This is a genomic window from Wolbachia endosymbiont of Chironomus riparius (genome assembly GCF_918315375.1).
Genome location: NZ_OU906733.1, coordinates 388,598 through 408,128 on the forward strand (window position 1 = coordinate 388,598; position 19,531 = coordinate 408,128).

Consider the following 19,531-nt stretch of genomic DNA (forward strand, 5'->3'; position numbering starts at 1 on the left):
CTTGGCCACATAGTTCGTAACATTGTCCATAATATACACCTGTTTTTTTTATATTAAACCACGCTTCATTCAACCTTCCAGGTATTGCATCAATTTTTATACCAAAAGCAGGAATTCCCCAACTATGTATTACGTCTGCTGCCGTCACCTGTAATCGAATGTTGGTATTTATTGGTAAAACAACATTATTATCTACGGATAATAATCTTAAATCGTTAATATTAAGATCGCTATCACTCTTAATGTAGCTATCAAATGATAAATCTTTATATTCTGGATATTTGTAATTCCAGTACCATTGATTACCAACAATCTTTAATGTTAGGTCAGTTTTTGGAATGTCTTGCTGCATTTTTATTAAATTAATGTTTTCAAAAATAAGTATAGCTATAATTATAGTTGGAATTATAGTCCAGGTAATTTCTAAAATTGTGCTATGAGTAATTTTACTAATATTTGATACTTTGTTTTCACGAAAACGAAATATAACATAAGCAAGCAGTAAAAATACAAATAAGAGAATTACTGACATTATAAGCATAACGAAAGAGTGTGATTTAGTTGCAGCTTCCATTAATTCAGTTGCTGGTGACTGAAAGCCAAATTGCCAAGGGGATGGAGAAGAGGCTATTGATGGGTTGAAAAAAAACATTATCAATATTACAAGTAACTTCACTTACTTATTCTCCAAAATTAAATACTCTAATATAATAGAAACTTATTATATAAACAAGATTAATTATATTTAATGATTTCTTAGTACTAAATAGATATAATGATACCAAGATAAACGTTAGATAAAAATATTGAGTATTTTGAATTAATAGTAATAATACGTATAATGCTTATCAATAAGTATTTACTTTAAAAAAGTTGTATAATAAGTTTTATAGTGTCTGCTACTGAAATAACCCTCTAGCCTCACACCAAAACAGTAGCAGACACTATAAAACTTCATAAAAAACCCTTCTCAACAATCTACAAATATAGTCAATTTATAAATCTGTTAAATCAATTATGTATTGGTATTTATTAAGTAATTTTTAATCATAACTTTCTATTTGTAACATAATTATATCTTTTGTAAAAGTTAAATTTTTATGACAAGGTTATAAGTCTATAGTCTATTGTGTATATTAAAAATAATTTCTTTAAAATAAGATTTAAATTTTTGAAATTTTATTATATTTTCTATACGTCTATCAAGAAATGATAAAGTATTTGTAAAATTATCTGAGTAATCATTGATAAAAAATAATACTGTACTTGAATATAAGCCAGACAGTATTAGTCTTTTTGTATAATAATTGATATCTGTTGATTCATCATAAATACCATACCAAATGGTATTTATAGTTCTATACAAAATTTTACTCGAGAAATATATATTTCTTGGAAATATAGAAAATGATAAAATATTCTTTAAAAATTCTCTATAATTAGGTAACTTTGCATAATTTTTAAGATTTATTTTAATTGCTAATTTTATTCTTTCACGTATTTTATAATCTTCTAAGTTACAACTTTGCAATTCTATTTTCATTAAATTATTAAAATCTTCTGCTATATACTCTAAAGCACTGTATATTCCATTTTGAAATTTACAAAAACTATTAGCTAAATTAAGATCTTTACATACTTTCAACAATGTTTTATCACTTACTCCTTCAAAAGGTATAACTCTTATTAAACTATCTATTATTAAATTTATTTTATCGTCCTTCATTCTTACATTCCATATAAGCTTTATATGCTATTCTAATCTGATTATTTAAATTTTTAAACATTTTACGGAAAGCTTCACCACGTTCTTCAAAATTTTTCCACTGGTCAAAAGAAGCACATGCAGGAGAAAGTAATATAGTTATTGATTCCTCGCAATTAAAAGCTTCGTTATAAGCTAATCTGAAAGCTTGTTTTAGGTTGTTACACTTTTCAAAATCTATTTTATCTTTTACAATACTTTCAAAAGATTCTGCAGACTCTCCTATTAGGAATGCTTTTTTTACTCTTGAAAAAAACTTAATTAGTGGTTTTATACCTTCTATTTTGCTTTTTCCACCAACAATCCAATATATGTTATTATAAGATAAAAGAGCTTTCTGAGTTGCTTGAGCGTTAGTAGCTTTACTATCATTGACAAATAATACATTTTTTATTTTTCCTAATAATTCATTTCGGTGCTTTAATCCTGAAAAAGATTTAATTCCATTAACAATAGTTTCTTTGTTTATTTTAAGTAACTTACACACAGCATATGCAGCAGCTATATTTTCTGCATTAGAGATCAAATTGATTGTAGCATTGTTTATATGCACGTGTTTTCCATGATCAAATAAATCATTGCAAATATATGATATTCCATTTTTTACTAAAATTTTTCTTGATATTGGAACTTTATTTCCAGAAAAGTTATCGTATATTTTAGAGGTGATCTTACTATCATAACTTACTACTGCAGTTCTACTTCCTTGTACCAATTTTGATTTTATTTTTATATAATTCTCCATGCTTCTATGTCTATCTATATGATCTGGTGTAATATTCAATAGTACCCCAACATCCAGATTGATTTTATGAATTAGTTCTAGCTGAAAAGAAGAGAGTTCAATAATGTATATTTCTTCATTTATACTTAAATTTAAAACTGGATTTCCTAAATTGCCACCAATTTCTACTTTTTTTCCTGCACATTTTAATATATGGCCTATCAACGATGTTGTTGTAGATTTACCATTTGTTCCTGTAACACCTACTACCTTTTGTTTTGGCGTTAAAGTATCAAAAAATAATTCGATATCAGATTTTATTTTGCATTTAGCAAGCTTTGCTATCCAATGCTCTTTGAGATTTAAACCGGGGCTTGCAATTAACAAATTTATTTTATTCCAATCATATTCCTTAGGATGAATAAAATTACATTTTGTATATAGTTTACTTGCTTTTAAAACTTGTTCCTCGTCATCATCCCATGCATATACATTTGCTTTATTATTTATTAAAAAATTAATAACAGAAAACCCCGTCTTACCTAGACCAAAAACTACAATGTTTTTATTGTGATATTTTTTTTGGTTTATCATATACACGTTTATTCACTTAAACTTTTAAAAATAATGAATTAAGTTATTTTAAATTCAATAACCATTAGATTGACATAATGTAAAGAGTAATCTAAAAATTAAGTAGATTTTTAAGTATAAAATAGATGCCTATAGAAATATTAATGCCTGCTCTTTCTCCAACAATGAGTAAAACTGGGGGAAAAATAGTAAAATGGTGTAAACGAGAAAACGATAAGATAGAAGTAGGAGATGTAATTGCTGAAATAGAGACTGATAAAGCTATAATGGAATTAGAATCTGTGGATGAAGGAACTATGACAAAAATTCTAATCCCAGAAGGGACTAGTGGTATTCCTGTTAATCAAATTATAGCTTTGATGTTAGAAGAAGGAGAAGATGAAAATACTATTGATAATTTTGTTTTATCTTCCGTTAAAGATGAAGTTAAGAGTGAAATAAAAGAGCCAATAAATAGTCAAGGATCTAATACAACTTTGTGTAAAAGTAAAGATAGAATCAAAGTAAGTCCAATAGCTAGGGGAATAGCACAAGATAAAGGAGTAGATATAAGGCAGTTAAAAGGTACAGGTCCATATGGGCGTATAATTAAGGCTGATGTATTAGAATGTTTGAATAATGATTTGGAATTTGCAGAATCTAAAAGAACTAATGTGAAGGATGTTATATCTGAGGTTAGTAACATACGTCGAGTAATAGCTCAGCGTTTAGTTGAATCTAAACAAAATATTCCACACTTTTATCTAACAATAGATTGTAAAGTTGATAAATTAGTATCATTAAAAAACGAAATTAATTCTGCAAGTGAAAATAACAAAGTGACAATTAATGATCTGGTTATTAAAGCTTGCGCTCTGAGTATGAAAAAATTTCCTGATATAAATTCCTCGTGGGTGAATGAAACAATACTCAAATACTCAAATATAGATATTTCTGTAGCTGTAGCGTTGACCGAGGGATTAATCACTCCCATAGTCAAAAATGCAGATGAAAAAAGTATTTTATCTATTTCAAATGAAGTAAAGGATTTGGTGAGTAGGGCAAGATCTGGAAAATTAAAACCTGAAGAATTTCAGGGAGGTGGATTCACTATATCTAACTTAGGTATGTTTGGTATAAGGACTTTTAGTGCTATAATAAATCCACCTCAATCTTGTATAATGGCTGTTGGTGCATCTGAAAAACGTCCAATTGTTGTTAATGAAACAATAAAAATAGAAGAAATAATGACAGTTACACTTTCAGTTGATCATAGAACTGTTGATGGAGCGCTAGGAGCAAAATTTTTGAATGCTTTTAAATATTATATAGAAAATCCATACTCGATTCTTGTCTAGAATTTAGTGATTCATTTAGTCTTATAACAAAATTAATATTTTATAGGTTATTATAGTAGCAGTGAATAGGCTAGAGGGTAAAAATGACTTATATAAGTGAAAAAGATCAAGCACAAGTAGCAAGATACAAATCTAATGACTTTGCTTTAAAGCTGCAAAAATTTAAAATATTGGAACAAACGAAGCAAAAATATTTAAATAGTAGTGTAAATTATAAAGTTGCTCCTCCTGTTCCTAAGAGATCACCAGAAACTAAATTATCACAAGAAATACTATCTAAAACAACTCCTGATATACTTTTTAAATCATCAGAAGTAAAAGCAAATGGTAAAGAAATATTCACAAAGCAAGAAAAATCATTTAATGATGAACAGATTATAGTAAATCAAAAGAAAGAAGATACATTTTTACAAGTTGATAACATAAAAGTTCTAAATTGGCTTTCAGATACCGGGAAACTTGGTATATCAACTGTAAAAAACATTGAAGAGATCAAGAATATAGAAAGGCATCGTCGTAATTCATGCGATAGTGGTATATCTTCAGTTAGCAGTGATAACTGTGAATCAATAAGTAAAAAAAGTACTTTGAGCAATGACACTAGGGTATTTAGTCCTACAATGCAAAGGCTTATTAAAAAATTTGAACAACCTTCGAATGTAATCCCAGCAAAGGAAAAAAAATCACCTATAAAAGATAAGATTGAATTGTTTGATAAGATGAGTAACAAACAATCTACATTTTCCTTTTCTAACAAGGCTTCTGTCAACACATATGGAATAAGTGTAAAAAAATTGATGAATCAATTTGAAAAAGAAAAATCATTTAAAGCACCTAGTAAATATTCAAACACAGAGCTATCAAATGTTAGTGTTAGTGAATTAATCAATAAATTTCAAGGAAAGTGATGATAAGGATTATTTTTTATTAATAATTAGGGTTAATCCTGCTTATTAATATACTTTCATTTTCTTTGTGATTTTAATTTTATTAGCATTTTAATTGGCAAAAGGATAATAGCAGTTTATCATTTTTAAGTATTGTTTTATTATTCATCTAAAATGAAATGGAGAGATGAAGGTATTGTTATAGCAACAAAAGAATATGGTGATAAAAACTTAATTCTTTCTCTCTTTACAAAAAATCATGGAAAATGGAAAGGATTAGTTAGGGCAAGAAATGGTAAACTTCAAATAAGTAACTTATTGCACGTAGAATGGAGCGCTAAATTACTGGAAAATCTAGGGTTCTTTAAATGTGAATTGATTGAGTCTCCATTTCATTATTTTTATCATGATAGAATGAAAAATGTTGCTGTTGTTTCTTTTTCTTCAATCTTGGAAAAAGTACTTCCTGAGGGTGAGCCATTTACAGTGCTTTACAATAATTTTCAATGTTTCATCGATTTGATAAAAGATAATAGTAAATTTTGGTATAGTCATTACCTGAACTTAGAGCTTTCACTCCTTACACAACTAGGATTTCAGTTAGATTTATCTAAGTGTGCAGTTACAGGTTCTACGGAAGACTTACAATTTATTTCTCCAAAAACTGGTAGAGCTGTATCAAGAAAAATAGGAGGTATTTATGTGCAAAAACTCTTACCTTTTCCAAGAATGCTTTACGATGTATATAATCATAATGTGAAAGATAATTACTCAATTCAGGAATTTCAGAATGGACTAGAGGTTGTAGGATATTTCTTAAATAAATACCTGTTTTTACAGCTTAATAAAAAATTTCCTGAATCTAGAAAACTTATGTTTTCATTTTAGATTTTTGATAATAATTTGTATTACATTTCCCTATTTTAGAACTCCATTTTTTGATGAAAATCTGTTTCGGATTATGTGAACTCTCTACTTTGAATGCCAGTAATACCATTCATGGATTTTACTGCTGAGATTTCAAATTTCAAGCCAGAATTCATAAATAACTCAACAGATTTACCAAAAAAATTGTATCTCCAACCTTTAAATAAGTTATTTGTTTGTCCAGAAATTGACTTCATTAATTCTTCTTTTGATGCAATCAACTTTTGTGATATGTCACTTTTTTTACATTTACTATCTAAAATTATTGATAACATACTGAATATGGATTTATCATAATTCTTTAATGAAATACTATTATCTTGTGAATAGATTTTTTCATTCTTATTGAAGATTTCTATAAATTCTAATAAATCTTCATCTTTTAAATTTTTTATATTTTCCTTTAAGTAATCGAGAATTTCATCAACACGATCCAGTTTTTTTTTTATTAAATCATCTATAAGGGCATGATTTATTATCTTATTGCGATTTACGTTATAACGCTGTGCAAGAGTCTCTCGCCATTCACTAATTACTTTAATAGCTACGGGATTTTCTTCATAATAAAAGAGCATCTTTTTCCATGCATCTTGTGGATTGTGTGTGTATCTATCTATATTGCCTATTAAATGCATCTCTTCCGTAAACCAGTTCATTCTATTCTTCTCCTCAAGCTTTTCACGTAATATTTGATATAAATCATATAGATGAATTACATCATTTATAGCATAATCTAATTGTTCTTTTGATAATGGGCGTTTCAACCAATCTGAATTTTTAGCTTTTATTTTGTCTAATGTTATTCCTATGTATTGCTCTACCAATTTTGAATAACCAATAAAATCATAATAATAATTACAGAACATAGAAGCAATTTGAGTATCAAAAATAGGGAAAGGGACATTTTTAAATTTAGTTAATAAAGACTCAATATCCTGTTTGCAGCTATGAAATACTTTTATTATTTCTTTATTAATCATTAACTTCTCAATAGATGATAAATCAATTTCTGGTGCTAATGCATCTACAATAAAATGTTTTTCTCCGAAAGAAATTTGAATTAGTGATAATTTTGGATAGTAGGCTATATTATTTCTGATAAACTCTGTATCAACTGCTATAAATTTTGGTTTTTTTACAAGTAATTCATCACAAATATCTTCAAGCTCTGATGTTGTGCTAATGAACATATATTTTTCGCTTATATTGTTTGATATGTTTAAAGTATAAATCCAATAAATCAATTTATATTTTAAAATATTTTAATATAGAAAAATAGCACTAATTTTAGTACAAAGAAACCACAATTATTAAAAAAATATTAAATTTAATTTATTACACACATTGTGTTTTACTATCGTGTTTTATCATCATTTTCAAGGTATTGCTCAGTGACAGTTTCTTCAAGACAATTATTTATATCACGACTCACTCCAGCTCCGAGTGAAGCACCGACTACAGCAAATACAACAAATACTCCTATACCTAAAATAGCAGAAGTTAAAGAAGCAGCTCCTATATAATATGCTAAGTATAAACCAACTGATGCCAACATAATTGCACCTGTTGCTGTGCCAAAAATCATAATATCATTTTGTTTTTCTTTGAGCATCATATAATGAGGTGATGCGTAAAATTTATCTTTACGTATTTTTTCTTTATATTCATCATTTTTTATTTTTTCAATACGCTTCTCATTGCCAAAAATCATAATATCATTTTGTTTTTCTTTGAGCATCATATAATGAGGTGATGCGTAAAATTTATCCTTACGTATTTTTTCTTTATATTCATCATTTTTTATTTTTTCAATGCGCTTCTCATTATCTTCTCTTATATTTACTTCTTCAGCAGTTTCTAATTCTGAGCTATTTGTTGTTCTCATATTATGATCACAATCTTTATAAAGATTATCAAGTTTTTCTGTATCTTCTGAGTCAATTAAATTACTATACCCTATGATAAAAAAAAGATTATTTCGGCATTTTGAGTAACTACTTAAAAAAGCATAAGAATCTTTGCAATTTAGTGTCTTTTTTTCTCGTTTTGAGTAATAAATATTATCTGAATTTTCATTGTGATAAGCCGTAAATCTTGGAAAATATACTTCGGAGGTCTCATTACAAATAGTATGATTATAAGAAAAATCTTCTTGAATTTTTACCTTTTTCATCATCTTAGAGGCAATTTGAAATGTTAGTTTATTTTTGAAATAATCTGCAAAGTCAATGACAAAAGTTCTTGCATATTTACCTTCATTAAATTCTCTACCTTTTTCAAAGTCTCTTGCTTCCTCAGTTGTAAGGAAGGTTACAGTTTTTGCTAATTGAGGATTAGCTAATAGAATTAATTTTTCAATGAAATTTTGATTTTTTTTATCGACAATTATGGCTCTAACATTGAGTCGCTTATATAATACTTCTCCAGGTTCATTACCTGCTCCTGATAAAGTTATTTCATATGATGCAATTTTGGGTATCACCTCAAGTGAAAAAGAATTTGATAATATTCCTTCTTTTTTAATTGTATCAAGTAATTCTTGAGATTTAATATCTTTATAAAAAGTGTCATACTTGCCTATACCATCTCCTATCACTATTACTGGTATAGATGATAGCTCTTGATACAATTTTTTCATCTCAGGATTTTTAAGAATTTTTTTTAACTCTGTTACTGCTTCTGTTACTGCTAAAGATTTATCTACGTTATTATATTCCGTTAAAGATCGTTTTGTAAAATTTTCATAATTAAGTGCTTTATATCCTATTGAGTATTTTTGTGTAAGACTTAAATTTGCAGAAAAATCAGTTAATTGTAATGTGGATACGAAATTACTACCTTTTTGACCATTACCTCTTGCTTCACCTGAGCTAGCAAATAGTCCATTCAGTTTAATTTCATTTCCAGGTAGTAACTGCCCACCTGTAAATGCAAAAGCTGAAAATAATGCCCATCCCTTAGTACCATGGGCACACAGGTTCCTATAATTCACTTTTTCGGTTTTCTCTAGGCTAATTTCTGAATGTTCAGAAGAAAAATCTGCTTTTATCTTTTTTAATTTTTCTTCTGTCTTAGAGAGTTTTCTTTGCTGGTTATATTTTTTTTGACAATATATAAAATCTGTAATTAATGTGTCGTTACTCACTTCCATCACAATTAATGTTTTATACGTATATGTCAATTATATATATAATAATAAAAAAAATCAATTATTAAAAAATTAATACTCATGAAATGAGTTTTATTAGAACTTTTTAAATTCTATATTATTCCGTATAATGTTCATTCATAGATTCAAATAATTGTGTTAGAAAAATTTAAAATTGAACCTTTACTAAAGAATAAATCTCCATCTCAAACAAAAGTTGTTGTTAAAATATCAGGGAGATAAAAATATTTAAGATACTGTCACATGTTTATCGCAATTTTCAGAGAAAATATAACATGAGATTCAATATTGTTGCCGGAATTATCAATTTAGCTCATGGGTTACTTCTTAATGCTTTTTCCTAACTCCGTACCCCAAATTCTAAACTCTAAACGCTTCCTTCCTTATTCGCAGCAGATCTATTGTTTTATACCTTTTTTACTGCACCAATGCCTTCTTCTCACCCCTTGCTCAGTAGGCCTATATATAAAAGAATATTTAAGAATTCGATAAAAAGAGTTGATTTATTCTTCTTTTTTAATCTTTCAAAATGTTTTTGTAATATTACTCTGAAATCAGAGAAATTTATTTTTAAAATATTTTACTTTAACCATATAGTTGAATATTTTGTAAGCTACAGAAAAATCCTGGCGTGGTGTTGTACCGTGCTCTATAAATACAGAAATTGCATAGGATGAAGAGCTATAAGCAATAAATAACTTGTGACTTTGACCTTGAGAATTTATTTCTGGTGTGCCAGTTTTACCAGCAATTTGTACACCTTTAGGCAAGTCTCTAGTATATGCAGTACCAATTTTGGAATTCACTGTATCGAACATAGCCTTTTGCACTATAGCAAGGTGTTCACAGTCTACATCAATATCAGAAAAATCTTGCATTACTTTCTTTATCTCAATACAAGGAAGTATCTCTTTACCTGTTGCAAGCCTTGCTGCAAGTACTGAAAGTTGCATTGGCGTTGTTAGTATATAACCCTGACCTATAACTAAGTTAATAGTGTCACCTAATTGCCATTGTTTTTGCTTGCGCCAATCTTTTTTTGGTAATAATCCTGGAGTTTCCTCTTTGAATGTTTTGAGCAATGGTCCATTTCCAATACCAAATTTACTCGCCATTTCTACCAGAGAATCTATATTTATCTCTTTACCTATATTATAAAAGTACGTATTACATGAAGAAGCTATTGCTTCATTTAAAGATATATACCCATGACCATCCCTCTTCCAGCAATGAAATTTCCGGTTACCTATCATCATATGACCTGTACATAAGAATTTTTTCTGTGGTGTTATTATACCATCTTGCAAAGCTGTAAGAGCAACTATTACTTTAAAAATAGAACCAAGCGGAATTTGATAGGATAAAGCACGATTTACCAATGGTAACAAAGGAGTATTTAAACTCTCCCAAGCTTCATTTGATAACCCGCTAGTAAAAAGATTATTATCGTAAGCAGGTGAATTATATAATGCTAAAACTTCTCCACTTCTTACATTAAGTATTATTACTGAACCTTTATTTTTATGAAATATTTCTGCAACTTTTTTTTGTAAATTAATATCAATTGTTAACTTTACGTCCTTTCCATTTTGTGGTGGTATACTAGATAGCTCTTTCACTACATGTTTTTTAGAGCTTACTTCTTGTTCAATTTTTCCTGATATACCCCTTAATGTATCATCATATATATATTCAATTCCACTGATTCCCCCTTGTTCTCTTTTTGTGTATCCTAATATGTGTGAGCATATTGAACCAAATGGGTAGTAACGTTTAAAAAATGCAACTGTTTTCTCTTCAGGAGAAGATTTTTCTTTATCAGAATAGATCTCTTTCCAATTAGACTTTTCTCTAGAAGATTTTTTTTTATCAAATACAACAACATATGAAATTTTATTTACTGCAATTTCAATACTATTCCTATCTAAAATTTTCCCTCGCTGAGGAATAATTGTAGTAACTTTTATCTTATTATTATCAGATAGTATTTTATATTTTTGTTCGTCTCTTACTTGTAAAGTGTACAATCTATAACTAAAAATTGCAGAAATAGTAAATTGAACACCACCCAATATAAATGCTCTGCGGTTAAAGACCTTATTTTTCATCCGTATAAAATACTTTTAAAATAATTTTTTAATGTGCTTTCTTTTAGCGCATTACAAACCTTTTTTTCCCATTCACTCAAAGTAACAAACTTATAGCCTGATTTTTTTAATATTGTAATAATTTGAGGTAAAGCTTGTACTGTATTTGATTTATTACCATGGTCATGAAAAAGTATTATTGCTCCATTATGTAAACTACTTGTAACTCTCTCTATCAAAACCTCTGGCTTATCACCTTGCCAATCTAGCGAATCAATTGTCCATAATATTGAATCCATATTCAGTTTATTGGCATTTTTAATTACACTATTATCATGACACCCATATGGTGGACGAAACCATTTTAACTCTTTGTTTATTACTCTTTTAATTGCTATATTTGTCTTTTCTAACTCTTGAAATTGCTTTTCATTGTTCAATAACGTAAGCTTTCTGTGTGACCAAGAGTGATTTCCTATTTCATGTCCCGCTTTGTGAATTTTTTCTACTATTTTATACGTTTTTTTATTTATACGCTCGCCTAATAGAAAAAACGTTGCTTTGGATTTATAATCTTCTAATACTGAAATAATAGAGTTGGTTACATTGTAAGATGGCCCATCATCGAATGTTAATGCAACAAATTTGTCCTTCTTATTCAGAAATGTTTTTATATTGTTTAAACTTTTATGCGAAAGGTCTATATTACAATCGAGACCTGAATATGGTAAATTGAAGTTACAATTACCACAAAAAGCTATACTTGAATGTAATAAGAAAAAAACTACTGTTCTAATGAACATTTCGATATTTATTTTAGACTTTATTTTATATTACACTAAATATCCTAGTTTATAAAATTCAAATCTATCTATATTAGGAGGGTATTTGATTTTGTTGTAGATTTGGTTCAACTGATGCAGAATTGGAATTACTACTTGGTATACTTTTAATTTGCTCATGAGAATTTCCTCTTGTTTTGTCATCCTTAGAATTCAGAATATTATCGATTCCTTCATCAATTTTTTTATTCCAATCTTTTGGCTCAACTTCTCGTGAATAAGGGTTATATATAGTACCTTCTTTATCATTTGAAAAGAGGCTTGATATTGCTTTACATGTAGCAAATACTATACTAATAACACCAAAAATTATCATCAATGGATTCATGTTAAAAGCTAATGCCGTAATAATAAAAAGAGCTATAGGAAACAAAACTTTACAGATTGTATCGGTTACAATTTGTGTATCAGTCTTTGCTTCATTTTTGTCTTCTTGCACATGTAAAAATCTTTCAAGATTAAGATATGGAATTTTTTCTAACAAATCTCTTCCGGGAATTTTACTTTTGATATAATTAGTAAAGCAATCCCAAGCTTCTGCCTGGCGTGCATCTTCAGTGCACGTAGTTACTATTTTTTGTATTTTACCATCATCGGGATTCTTTTCATTAGTCAAACCTTGTTTTCTTGTTTCTTTTAATACATAAAGTAAAAACTTACAAAAATTTTCCTCGCTCAGCTGATTTGTATTTTTTTGGTTGATAATATCAAATATATCTTCTTTATGATCTAGTATGAAAGTAAAAAGTTCTATTTCTTCGGAATTTTGTTTTCTTTCTTTCAACACATTCAAAAAAGCATTCCAGACTTTCTCATGTTCTTTCTTAAGCATTTTTTTTTCATCTTTTTCAACTACCTGAATATCTGGCTTGACATTTTTTGCAGCTATTATACTTGGAGATGTCATAAGTACCTATTTGAGTTTATTATGTTTAAATTTTAACATACTTTTTATGCTAATTCAAATAATATATTGAAACATGCAGCTCTATTAATAAATTCTAAATCCCCCAATTATCACCTACCTTTATCTCTACTTCAAGTGGTATAGAAAGTTTTACCGCATTTTCCATCACGTTTTTTATCAATTCTGACGTTTCTTCTACTTTTTTTTCCTCAACTTCTACTAATAATTCATCATGAACTTGCAATATAATTTTGCCTGATTTCAATTGATCAAAAAGTTGAATCATTGCACGTTTTATTATATCTGCTGCAGTCCCTTGCAGTGGTGCATTTATTGCGGCTCTTTCTGCAAATTGCCTTACATAAGAAATTTTATTATCTATATCTCTTACGAAACACCTTCTACCAAATAAAGTCTCTACATAACCTTTTAATCTTGCATTTACAACTATATCTTCCATGTAATTCTTTATTTCTGGATAACACGAAAAGTAATAACTTATATATTCTGAAGCTTCCTGAATTGTAATACCTAGTTGTTTTGCTAATCCAAATGGACTAATTCCATATATAATGCCAAAGTTAATTGATTTCGCCTTTCTGCGTAATTGCTCATTTACAACAACATTATCTAATATACCAAAAACTTGCCGTGCTGTGATATCATGAATATCTTGATCATTTGAAAATGCCTTTTTAAATGCTGTAACATTAGCAACATGCGCTAGTAATCTAAGCTCTATTTGCGAATAATCTGCAGAAATTATTTTATATCCTTTTGGTGCAATAAATGCTTTCCTAATTAGACTTCCCTCTTTACTTTTTATTGGAATATTTTGTAAATTAGGATTACTAGAACTTAACCTGCCAGTTGCAGTTACTGTAATTGAGAAATTCGTATGTATTCTTCCATTTTGGTCACTTTGCTTTATTAATGAATCAGTATAAGTATTCTTTAGTTTACTTAAATGTCGCCAACTTAATATTTTACTTGCAATTTCTATTCCCTCAGATTCGAGCTTCTCTAATACTTCAAAATTTGTACTATATGTACCTGATTTTAATTTTTTCTTTTTGTTTAATCCCATCTTGTTAAACAAAATATCACTCAATTGTTGCGGTGAAGCAACATTAAATCTTTCTCCTGCTAAATTATATATCTTATTCTCGAGTACACTGATTACTTGCTGAAATTCATCAGATAAATTACGTAATATTTTCCTATCTATTAATATTCCGTTTCTCTCTATATCCAATTGAACTTTGACTAGCTGCTTATCAAAGCGTTCGTAAATTGTAAATAATTTTTCCTCAAATAATCTTTGCTTCAGTCTTTTATGAATAGCAAGTAAAGTTTGCGCTGAAAAAGTTTCCAAATCTTCACTTAAGTTGTGTGCAAAGATGTTGGCAATACTATGGTCATGCTTTCCTGTGTCTAAACTATATGACATTAACATTAAATCATCTATTGAAGTGAGAGCTTGTTCTATTGTAGGTATAGTTTCTCTTATTTCTTTTAAGTTGTGTACTATTTTGAGAATTCCATTCGAAAACAGAAGTGTATTAATTATAATCAATGCATCTTTTATGTTGCCTTCTTCTATATAAAAAATACTATTTTCACTATAAGATAGAGAAATTTTATTCAATTCTTTATTTTCAAAGTGACAATAAATGGCAATTTTACCTTCATATCTACAATGCTCTAAAAATTTCTCTAACCCTTTACTACTATATTCCACCACTTCTTCTTTGTGGGAGTCTTTGTAGCAAAAAAGCTTTTCTACTTTTCCTATCAAGGAATGAAACTCATATTTTTTGAGAAAAAACAATAACTTCTCCATAACAGGAGAATGAATTTTATATTCCTCGATGTCATGCTTAAGTTTTACATTCTCATGCAATGACACAAGATTTCTTGAAATCAAAGCTTTTTCTTTATGCTCAACAAGTAGATTACGTACTCTAGTTTGCTTTACCTCACTGATATTTTTCAAAATATCATCCAATGATCCAAACTCATCAAGCAATTTGACTGCAGTTTTTGGTCCTATTCCTGGTACTCCTGGAATGTTATCAGATGCATCTCCAGTTAACGAAAACAGGTCAAGTAGTTTGTTTGAGTTTACACCAAACTTTTCCAGTACCTTTCTTTCATCTATATATGTATTTTTAATAGGGTCAAATATTAATATATTGTGTTTTAAAAGTTGAAATAAATCTTTGTCTGAAGACACCACAACAACTTTAAAATCTTTATAATTACCGTATTTTACAGCTAATGTAGTAATTATGTCATCTGCTTCATAACCTTCTATTTCTTCATAGCTTAATCCAAAAGCTTCCACCGCTTCTCTCAACATAGTAAACTGTGGTACTAAATCTTCAGGAGTAGATATTCTGTTTGCTTTATATGCTGAATATAAATCATGTCTAAAGTTTTTTTTACCAGCATCAAATGCTACCACTAGATAATCTGAGTGTGAAATATATCTCATTATCATATTAAGAAACCCGTATACCCCTCCTATTGGTACACCAGTTGTGGTTACCAAATGAGGTAATACGTAATAAGCTCTGAAAAGAAAGCCATAACCATCTATGATTGTGAAAGTTTTTTCTTTCATTATAGATTCTCTTGCATAACCTGATACTCCAGTATTTAAACGCAAAAATCAAGTTGTTATTCTTGTTACTTAATATACTACAGTGTACTTAAAGTATAATAATAAATTGAGAATACTTTTCACGTACCATCATAATGATTCATCAAAATTACAACATAAAAATTGCAACATATTTTTTTCTTCTTTATTTCTATTCCAGATAGAAATAATACAATAAATTACAATTAATAATTGACATACTGGTAATTATATTTTATTAATTAAGTTATGTTAATAGTCGAGGTTTTTTATGTCTAACAATATTAAATATTATTTATCAGAACTTTTATCCAATTTTAAATTATGCGGGTTTTTATATAAACAAGGAGTAAGGTATTTATACACGCAAGTGACTGATAATGATCTTGTTTCACAACTTGTAAAGCAAAAGCTAAAAAACATCGTGGATCACACAATGAATGGGGAAATTTATAATAAAGATTCCAGAGAATATAAATTCACTGCTGAATTAATTAATAAATTAATTCTTCATGGGAAAACGTTTACAATTGAAAATTCAGATAATGATTCTTGCTACTCTTTTGATAAAGAGTGGGTTGATTTTTGTGCTACAGATATTTCAAATAACACATTACCTGAAAAACAAGGTGGACTAACTAATTCAAGCAATGAAAATGGATTTAAAAGAACATTACTACGAATCGTGGGTGAAGTATCTAAAATATCAAGAAAAAAAGCTAAAAAAGAGCAATCCATACGAAATGAATGGCAATCTAAACTTGATGTGAAATTTGAAGAGAACAGAGACACAGATACAATTGAAAATTCAGATAATGATTCTTGCTACTCTTTTGATAAAGAGTGGGTTGATTTTTGTGCTACAGATATTTTAAATAACACATCATATAAAAAACAAGATGGGTTATCTCATTTAAATAATAGCTCAGGATTTTTAAAACTTGAGTTACTAAAACAACATCTAGGAGAATTACGCAAAACACAAGATGAATTCTCTCCCCAAATAAAAGTAAAAGCTAAATGGATGGAATTAGCACAAGATAGATGGCAAACTGAACTTGATGTAAAATTCGAAGAGAACAGAGACACAGAATTAAGTAAAATTGCAAAGGACATTAATAGCAAATTTATGAAAAAATCAGTTAATAATGTCAACAATGGCTATTTTTGTATTTCTCTTGGGGGAATTCAAGACAGAATTTCTACAAATAATTTAGGCGGAGAATATACATATAAACAGATGTATCAAGACAGAAAGATTCTACTAAAAAATGAAATATACGAAGTAGAAACATTCTTAAGAAACAAGGATATAACAAAGACAGATAAATGTGTGTTAAAAAAAATGCATACAGAGTTGAAAAAAGAATGTAAGAGAAGTCTCACAACATTTGATCCACAAAACGATCATATGATTCAAGAATGGCAGAAAACTAGAAGTACACCACCTCATTCAAGCTTACAGAAAATATCTACTTATGAATTGAATCAAAGGGAAAATACAATGATATAAAAGCTTTTTTCTTCACGAAAAGGTTAAACCCTTACAAGCATGAGCGAGAATTCTCGTTCATGCTTAACTGTTATAGTTTATAATTGTTATATTCACAGCTATGTTTAATAGTAGCAATATATAAAAAATTTTCTTTCAAATTACATCGATTAACGAATTTATTAAAGCTTATTAGTTTAAAATAATTAATAAATTTTATTAGAATACTAGTATTAATATCAATATATAATTAATAATTTTTTACTAAAATTAAATTATATTATTAATTAAAGGTATTAAAATGTCTAAAAATTCAAATTGGGGGAAAAAAAATTTAAAACGTGATTTTAATGATGACAGTAAAATTTCTCAAAAAACACAACAGCATATAACTGGTAAAGATATAACTTCCCCTATAGTTCCTGATAACTCTAAAATAGAAGGAAAATTTTTAACAATACAAGTTGGGCAAAAACAAAACAATAATCAAAATATTAAAGCTAAAAATAGCTTCGCAACTTTTACAGGTAAATCGATTAATAGTGTAGATCAAATTTCTGATAGTGTAGATCAGTCTGATAGAGTATCAACATCAAACGATAGTGGAATATCGTCCATTTCACATAACAGTACTAATACAATACCTAAAACAATAGAAAACTATAATCCAGAGCAGCAAAAATTTGCTGGTATCAGGAAAAAGATAAATCACAGCGGAGTATCAAAAAAAATTCAAACTCCAACAGTACCTGCAGATTTTCAAACAAATAATCCGATTTCTTCAAAAGCAAAAGAAAATAGTGAGACGACCTTTTCAAAATTAGCACTACTGCGAATGAACAAATTAGATTATCAAGGATACCCCAAAATAGAAACTAATGAGCATTTGCAAGATTTACATAAAAAACAGATTAATGTAGAGAAAGAACTTAATCAACAAAAAGAAATTAAAAAGGTTCTCCCTATTTTGGAGAGACAATTACGCAAAGAATGCTCTCAGAAAATAAGAGAGCTAAAAAAAGAATTTTCTGAAGTAACAAAAGCTAAATGGCAAGCTAAGTTTGATTTAAGAATTGAAAAAAATAGAGACACGGAACTCGATAAAATCGCAGAGAATACTAATAGCAAATTTATAGATAAATTAATCAATAAGGCCGATAATTGGAATGGTAAATATAGTTACATGGAAAAGGATACAACAAAAAATCCAGGATTTCACTATAGAACTCTTGGAGAAATTAAAGATAGACTTCTTTTTGGAAGTAGCTCGGACATGCAATATACAGTTAAGGATATGCATAATGATAAAAGGATCTTATTGAAATATACACTACACGAAGCAAAAACTTTTTCACAAGACAAAAATATAGGAAAGCAAGATAAAGATTTATTAAAAACGATCATTAAAGACCTAAAAAAAGAGTTGAAGCAAAGTAAGAATGATTTCAATCCACAAAGTGATAAATATATTCAACAATTAAAAAGGAATAGGCCACCACAGTCGGGAATGAATTCATTATTTACAAAAAACATATTAAACGCGCCAACCTTAGGAAATAATATTTGATAAAGATTTTTAATCTGCAGTTGAGGCTACTGCAGAAGCACCGTCTTTTTTAATGAGGCTACCGTGTACTGACACAAAGAAGAAAAATTATACTTTTTATAATTAAAGTAAACCTCTATACAGTATCTCCCTCTTCGCGTGAAGGAAAAGCACTCTTTGATTTTTTCAACAATAGGTTCTATAATATTAGAATTAATTTTCTCAAGTAGAGGAAGTATTACATATTCTGCAGAAAAATCAGTCATAAAAAATGAAATGGGTAATACTATTGCCCCCATTAAAGCCGCTGACCCCATTCTAAGCATTATACCAGGAAATAAGGCACTTGCAGCTGTACCAAGACCAGCTCCAAATCCGAAACCTGTAGCAGCTATAATACTAAACACAACAACTACTTCTTTTATCTCAGTATTCTCTTTCCTATAAAGCTTCTCTCTTAAAATATCAAGCAGCATAAACATCGGCAATGCACAACCAATAATTCCACCAATAATCAAAGGTGACAAAGCTGTAAAACTTAGGCCAAATCCTATCAGCGCCCCGAAACATGTTGCAATACCTGTAAGTTGTAAGAATTCTTTCATAATTA

At 28.5% G+C, this 19,531-nt stretch carries 15 protein-coding genes; 5 read left to right on the plus strand and 10 right to left on the minus strand.

The features are described from left to right. The 3 genes from coxB to murD form a co-directional block, all read right to left on the minus strand. Positions 1-652 (minus strand): cytochrome c oxidase subunit II (gene coxB, locus NL275_RS01875; protein ID WP_253299829.1); only part of this gene is annotated, 652 nt, incomplete at its 3' end. Positions 653-1,117: 465 nt separating this feature from the next. Then, positions 1,118-1,726, minus strand: a complete 609-nt coding sequence (locus tag NL275_RS01880) for a COQ9 family protein (protein ID WP_253299830.1) — start codon at positions 1,724-1,726, stop codon at positions 1,118-1,120. Further along, positions 1,713-3,083 (minus strand): UDP-N-acetylmuramoyl-L-alanine--D-glutamate ligase, encoded by a 1,371-nt coding sequence (gene murD / locus NL275_RS01885; RefSeq protein ID WP_253299831.1) that lies wholly within the window; start codon positions 3,081-3,083, stop codon positions 1,713-1,715. Before murD ends, NL275_RS01880 begins: the two co-directional genes overlap by 14 nt. A 125-nt stretch (positions 3,084-3,208) precedes the next feature. Between murD and NL275_RS01890 the strand changes: the two genes are divergently transcribed. The 3 genes from NL275_RS01890 to recO all read left to right on the plus strand — a co-directional run bounded on the left by NL275_RS01890 (position 3,209) and on the right by recO (position 6,195). Further along, positions 3,209-4,420: a pyruvate dehydrogenase complex dihydrolipoamide acetyltransferase gene (locus NL275_RS01890; RefSeq protein ID WP_253299832.1), complete on the plus strand. Its 1,212-nt coding sequence runs from the start codon at positions 3,209-3,211 to the stop codon at positions 4,418-4,420. Between the two features lie 83 nt (positions 4,421-4,503). Then, positions 4,504-5,328 (plus strand): hypothetical protein, encoded by an 825-nt coding sequence (locus NL275_RS01895; RefSeq protein WP_253299833.1) that lies wholly within the window; start codon positions 4,504-4,506, stop codon positions 5,326-5,328. Between the two features lie 153 nt (positions 5,329-5,481). Continuing rightward, positions 5,482-6,195 carry a DNA repair protein RecO gene (gene recO / locus NL275_RS01900; protein ID WP_253299834.1) on the plus strand — a complete coding sequence of 238 codons (714 nt, stop codon included), beginning with the start codon at positions 5,482-5,484 and terminating at the stop codon, positions 6,193-6,195. Positions 6,196-6,266: 71 nt separating this feature from the next. Here the strand turns inward: recO and NL275_RS01905 are convergent, their stop codons facing one another. The 6 genes from NL275_RS01905 to polA all read right to left on the minus strand — a co-directional run bounded on the left by NL275_RS01905 (position 6,267) and on the right by polA (position 15,865). Next, positions 6,267-7,424: a ribonuclease D gene (locus NL275_RS01905; protein ID WP_253299835.1), complete on the minus strand. Its 1,158-nt coding sequence runs from the start codon at positions 7,422-7,424 to the stop codon at positions 6,267-6,269. Positions 7,425-7,588: 164 nt separating this feature from the next. Next, positions 7,589-9,385, minus strand: a complete 1,797-nt coding sequence (locus NL275_RS01910; protein WP_253299836.1) for a hypothetical protein — start codon at positions 9,383-9,385, stop codon at positions 7,589-7,591. Positions 9,386-9,957: 572 nt separating this feature from the next. Then, a complete protein-coding gene (locus NL275_RS01915; RefSeq protein ID WP_253299837.1) occupies positions 9,958-11,511 on the minus strand; it encodes a penicillin-binding transpeptidase domain-containing protein in 1,554 nt (517 codons plus the stop codon). Further along, the gene (locus NL275_RS01920; RefSeq protein WP_253299838.1) at positions 11,508-12,293 is read right to left on the minus strand and encodes a polysaccharide deacetylase family protein; all 786 of its coding nucleotides are present in this window, start codon (positions 12,291-12,293) and stop codon (positions 11,508-11,510) included. The genes NL275_RS01915 and NL275_RS01920 overlap by 4 nt, the downstream gene beginning before the upstream one ends. 73 nt (positions 12,294-12,366) lie before the next feature. After that, complete coding sequence (locus NL275_RS01925) at positions 12,367-13,239, minus strand: hypothetical protein (protein ID WP_253299839.1); 873 nt, start codon at positions 13,237-13,239, stop codon at positions 12,367-12,369. Positions 13,240-13,333: 94 nt separating this feature from the next. Then, complete coding sequence (polA, locus tag NL275_RS01930) at positions 13,334-15,865, minus strand: DNA polymerase I (protein ID WP_253300226.1); 2,532 nt, start codon at positions 15,863-15,865, stop codon at positions 13,334-13,336. A 289-nt stretch (positions 15,866-16,154) separates the two neighbouring features. Here polA and NL275_RS01935 point away from each other — a divergent pair, with 289 nt between their 5' ends. Both NL275_RS01935 and NL275_RS01940 read left to right on the plus strand, forming a co-directional pair. Continuing rightward, positions 16,155-17,396 (plus strand): hypothetical protein, encoded by a 1,242-nt coding sequence (locus NL275_RS01935; RefSeq protein ID WP_253299840.1) that lies wholly within the window; start codon positions 16,155-16,157, stop codon positions 17,394-17,396. Positions 17,397-17,676: 280 nt separating this feature from the next. Further along, positions 17,677-18,942, plus strand: coding sequence for a hypothetical protein (locus NL275_RS01940; RefSeq protein ID WP_253299841.1), 1,266 nt, complete (start codon positions 17,677-17,679; stop codon positions 18,940-18,942). Positions 18,943-18,968: 26 nt separating this feature from the next. Here the strand turns inward: NL275_RS01940 and NL275_RS01945 are convergent, their stop codons facing one another. After that, on the minus strand, positions 18,969-19,526 hold the full coding sequence (locus NL275_RS01945) for a hypothetical protein (protein WP_253299842.1): 558 nt from the start codon (positions 19,524-19,526) through the stop codon (positions 18,969-18,971). Positions 19,527-19,531 lie beyond the last annotated feature (5 nt).

Bases quoted from the DNA above. Each gene is read 5' to 3' on its own strand.
- NL275_RS01920 (WP_253299838.1), bottom strand. From the start codon at position 12,293: ATGTTCATTAGAACAGTAGTTTTTTTCTTATTACATTCAAGTATAGCT.
- NL275_RS01945 (WP_253299842.1), bottom strand. From the start codon at position 19,526: ATGAAAGAATTCTTACAACTTACAGGTATTGCAACATGTTTCGGGGCG.
- NL275_RS01880 (WP_253299830.1), bottom strand. From the start codon at position 1,726: ATGAAGGACGATAAAATAAATTTAATAATAGATAGTTTAATAAGAGTT.
- NL275_RS01895 (WP_253299833.1), top strand. From the start codon at position 4,504: ATGACTTATATAAGTGAAAAAGATCAAGCACAAGTAGCAAGATACAAA.
- polA (WP_253300226.1), bottom strand. From the start codon at position 15,865: ATGAAAGAAAAAACTTTCACAATCATAGATGGTTATGGCTTTCTTTTC.
- NL275_RS01890 (WP_253299832.1), top strand. From the start codon at position 3,209: ATGCCTATAGAAATATTAATGCCTGCTCTTTCTCCAACAATGAGTAAA.
- NL275_RS01910 (WP_253299836.1), bottom strand. From the start codon at position 9,385: ATGGAAGTGAGTAACGACACATTAATTACAGATTTTATATATTGTCAA.
- recO (WP_253299834.1), top strand. From the start codon at position 5,482: ATGAAATGGAGAGATGAAGGTATTGTTATAGCAACAAAAGAATATGGT.
- NL275_RS01915 (WP_253299837.1), bottom strand. From the start codon at position 11,511: ATGAAAAATAAGGTCTTTAACCGCAGAGCATTTATATTGGGTGGTGTT.
- NL275_RS01935 (WP_253299840.1), top strand. From the start codon at position 16,155: ATGTCTAACAATATTAAATATTATTTATCAGAACTTTTATCCAATTTT.
- NL275_RS01905 (WP_253299835.1), bottom strand. From the start codon at position 7,424: ATGTTCATTAGCACAACATCAGAGCTTGAAGATATTTGTGATGAATTA.
- NL275_RS01925 (WP_253299839.1), bottom strand. From the start codon at position 13,239: ATGACATCTCCAAGTATAATAGCTGCAAAAAATGTCAAGCCAGATATT.
- NL275_RS01940 (WP_253299841.1), top strand. From the start codon at position 17,677: ATGTCTAAAAATTCAAATTGGGGGAAAAAAAATTTAAAACGTGATTTT.
- murD (WP_253299831.1), bottom strand. From the start codon at position 3,083: ATGATAAACCAAAAAAAATATCACAATAAAAACATTGTAGTTTTTGGT.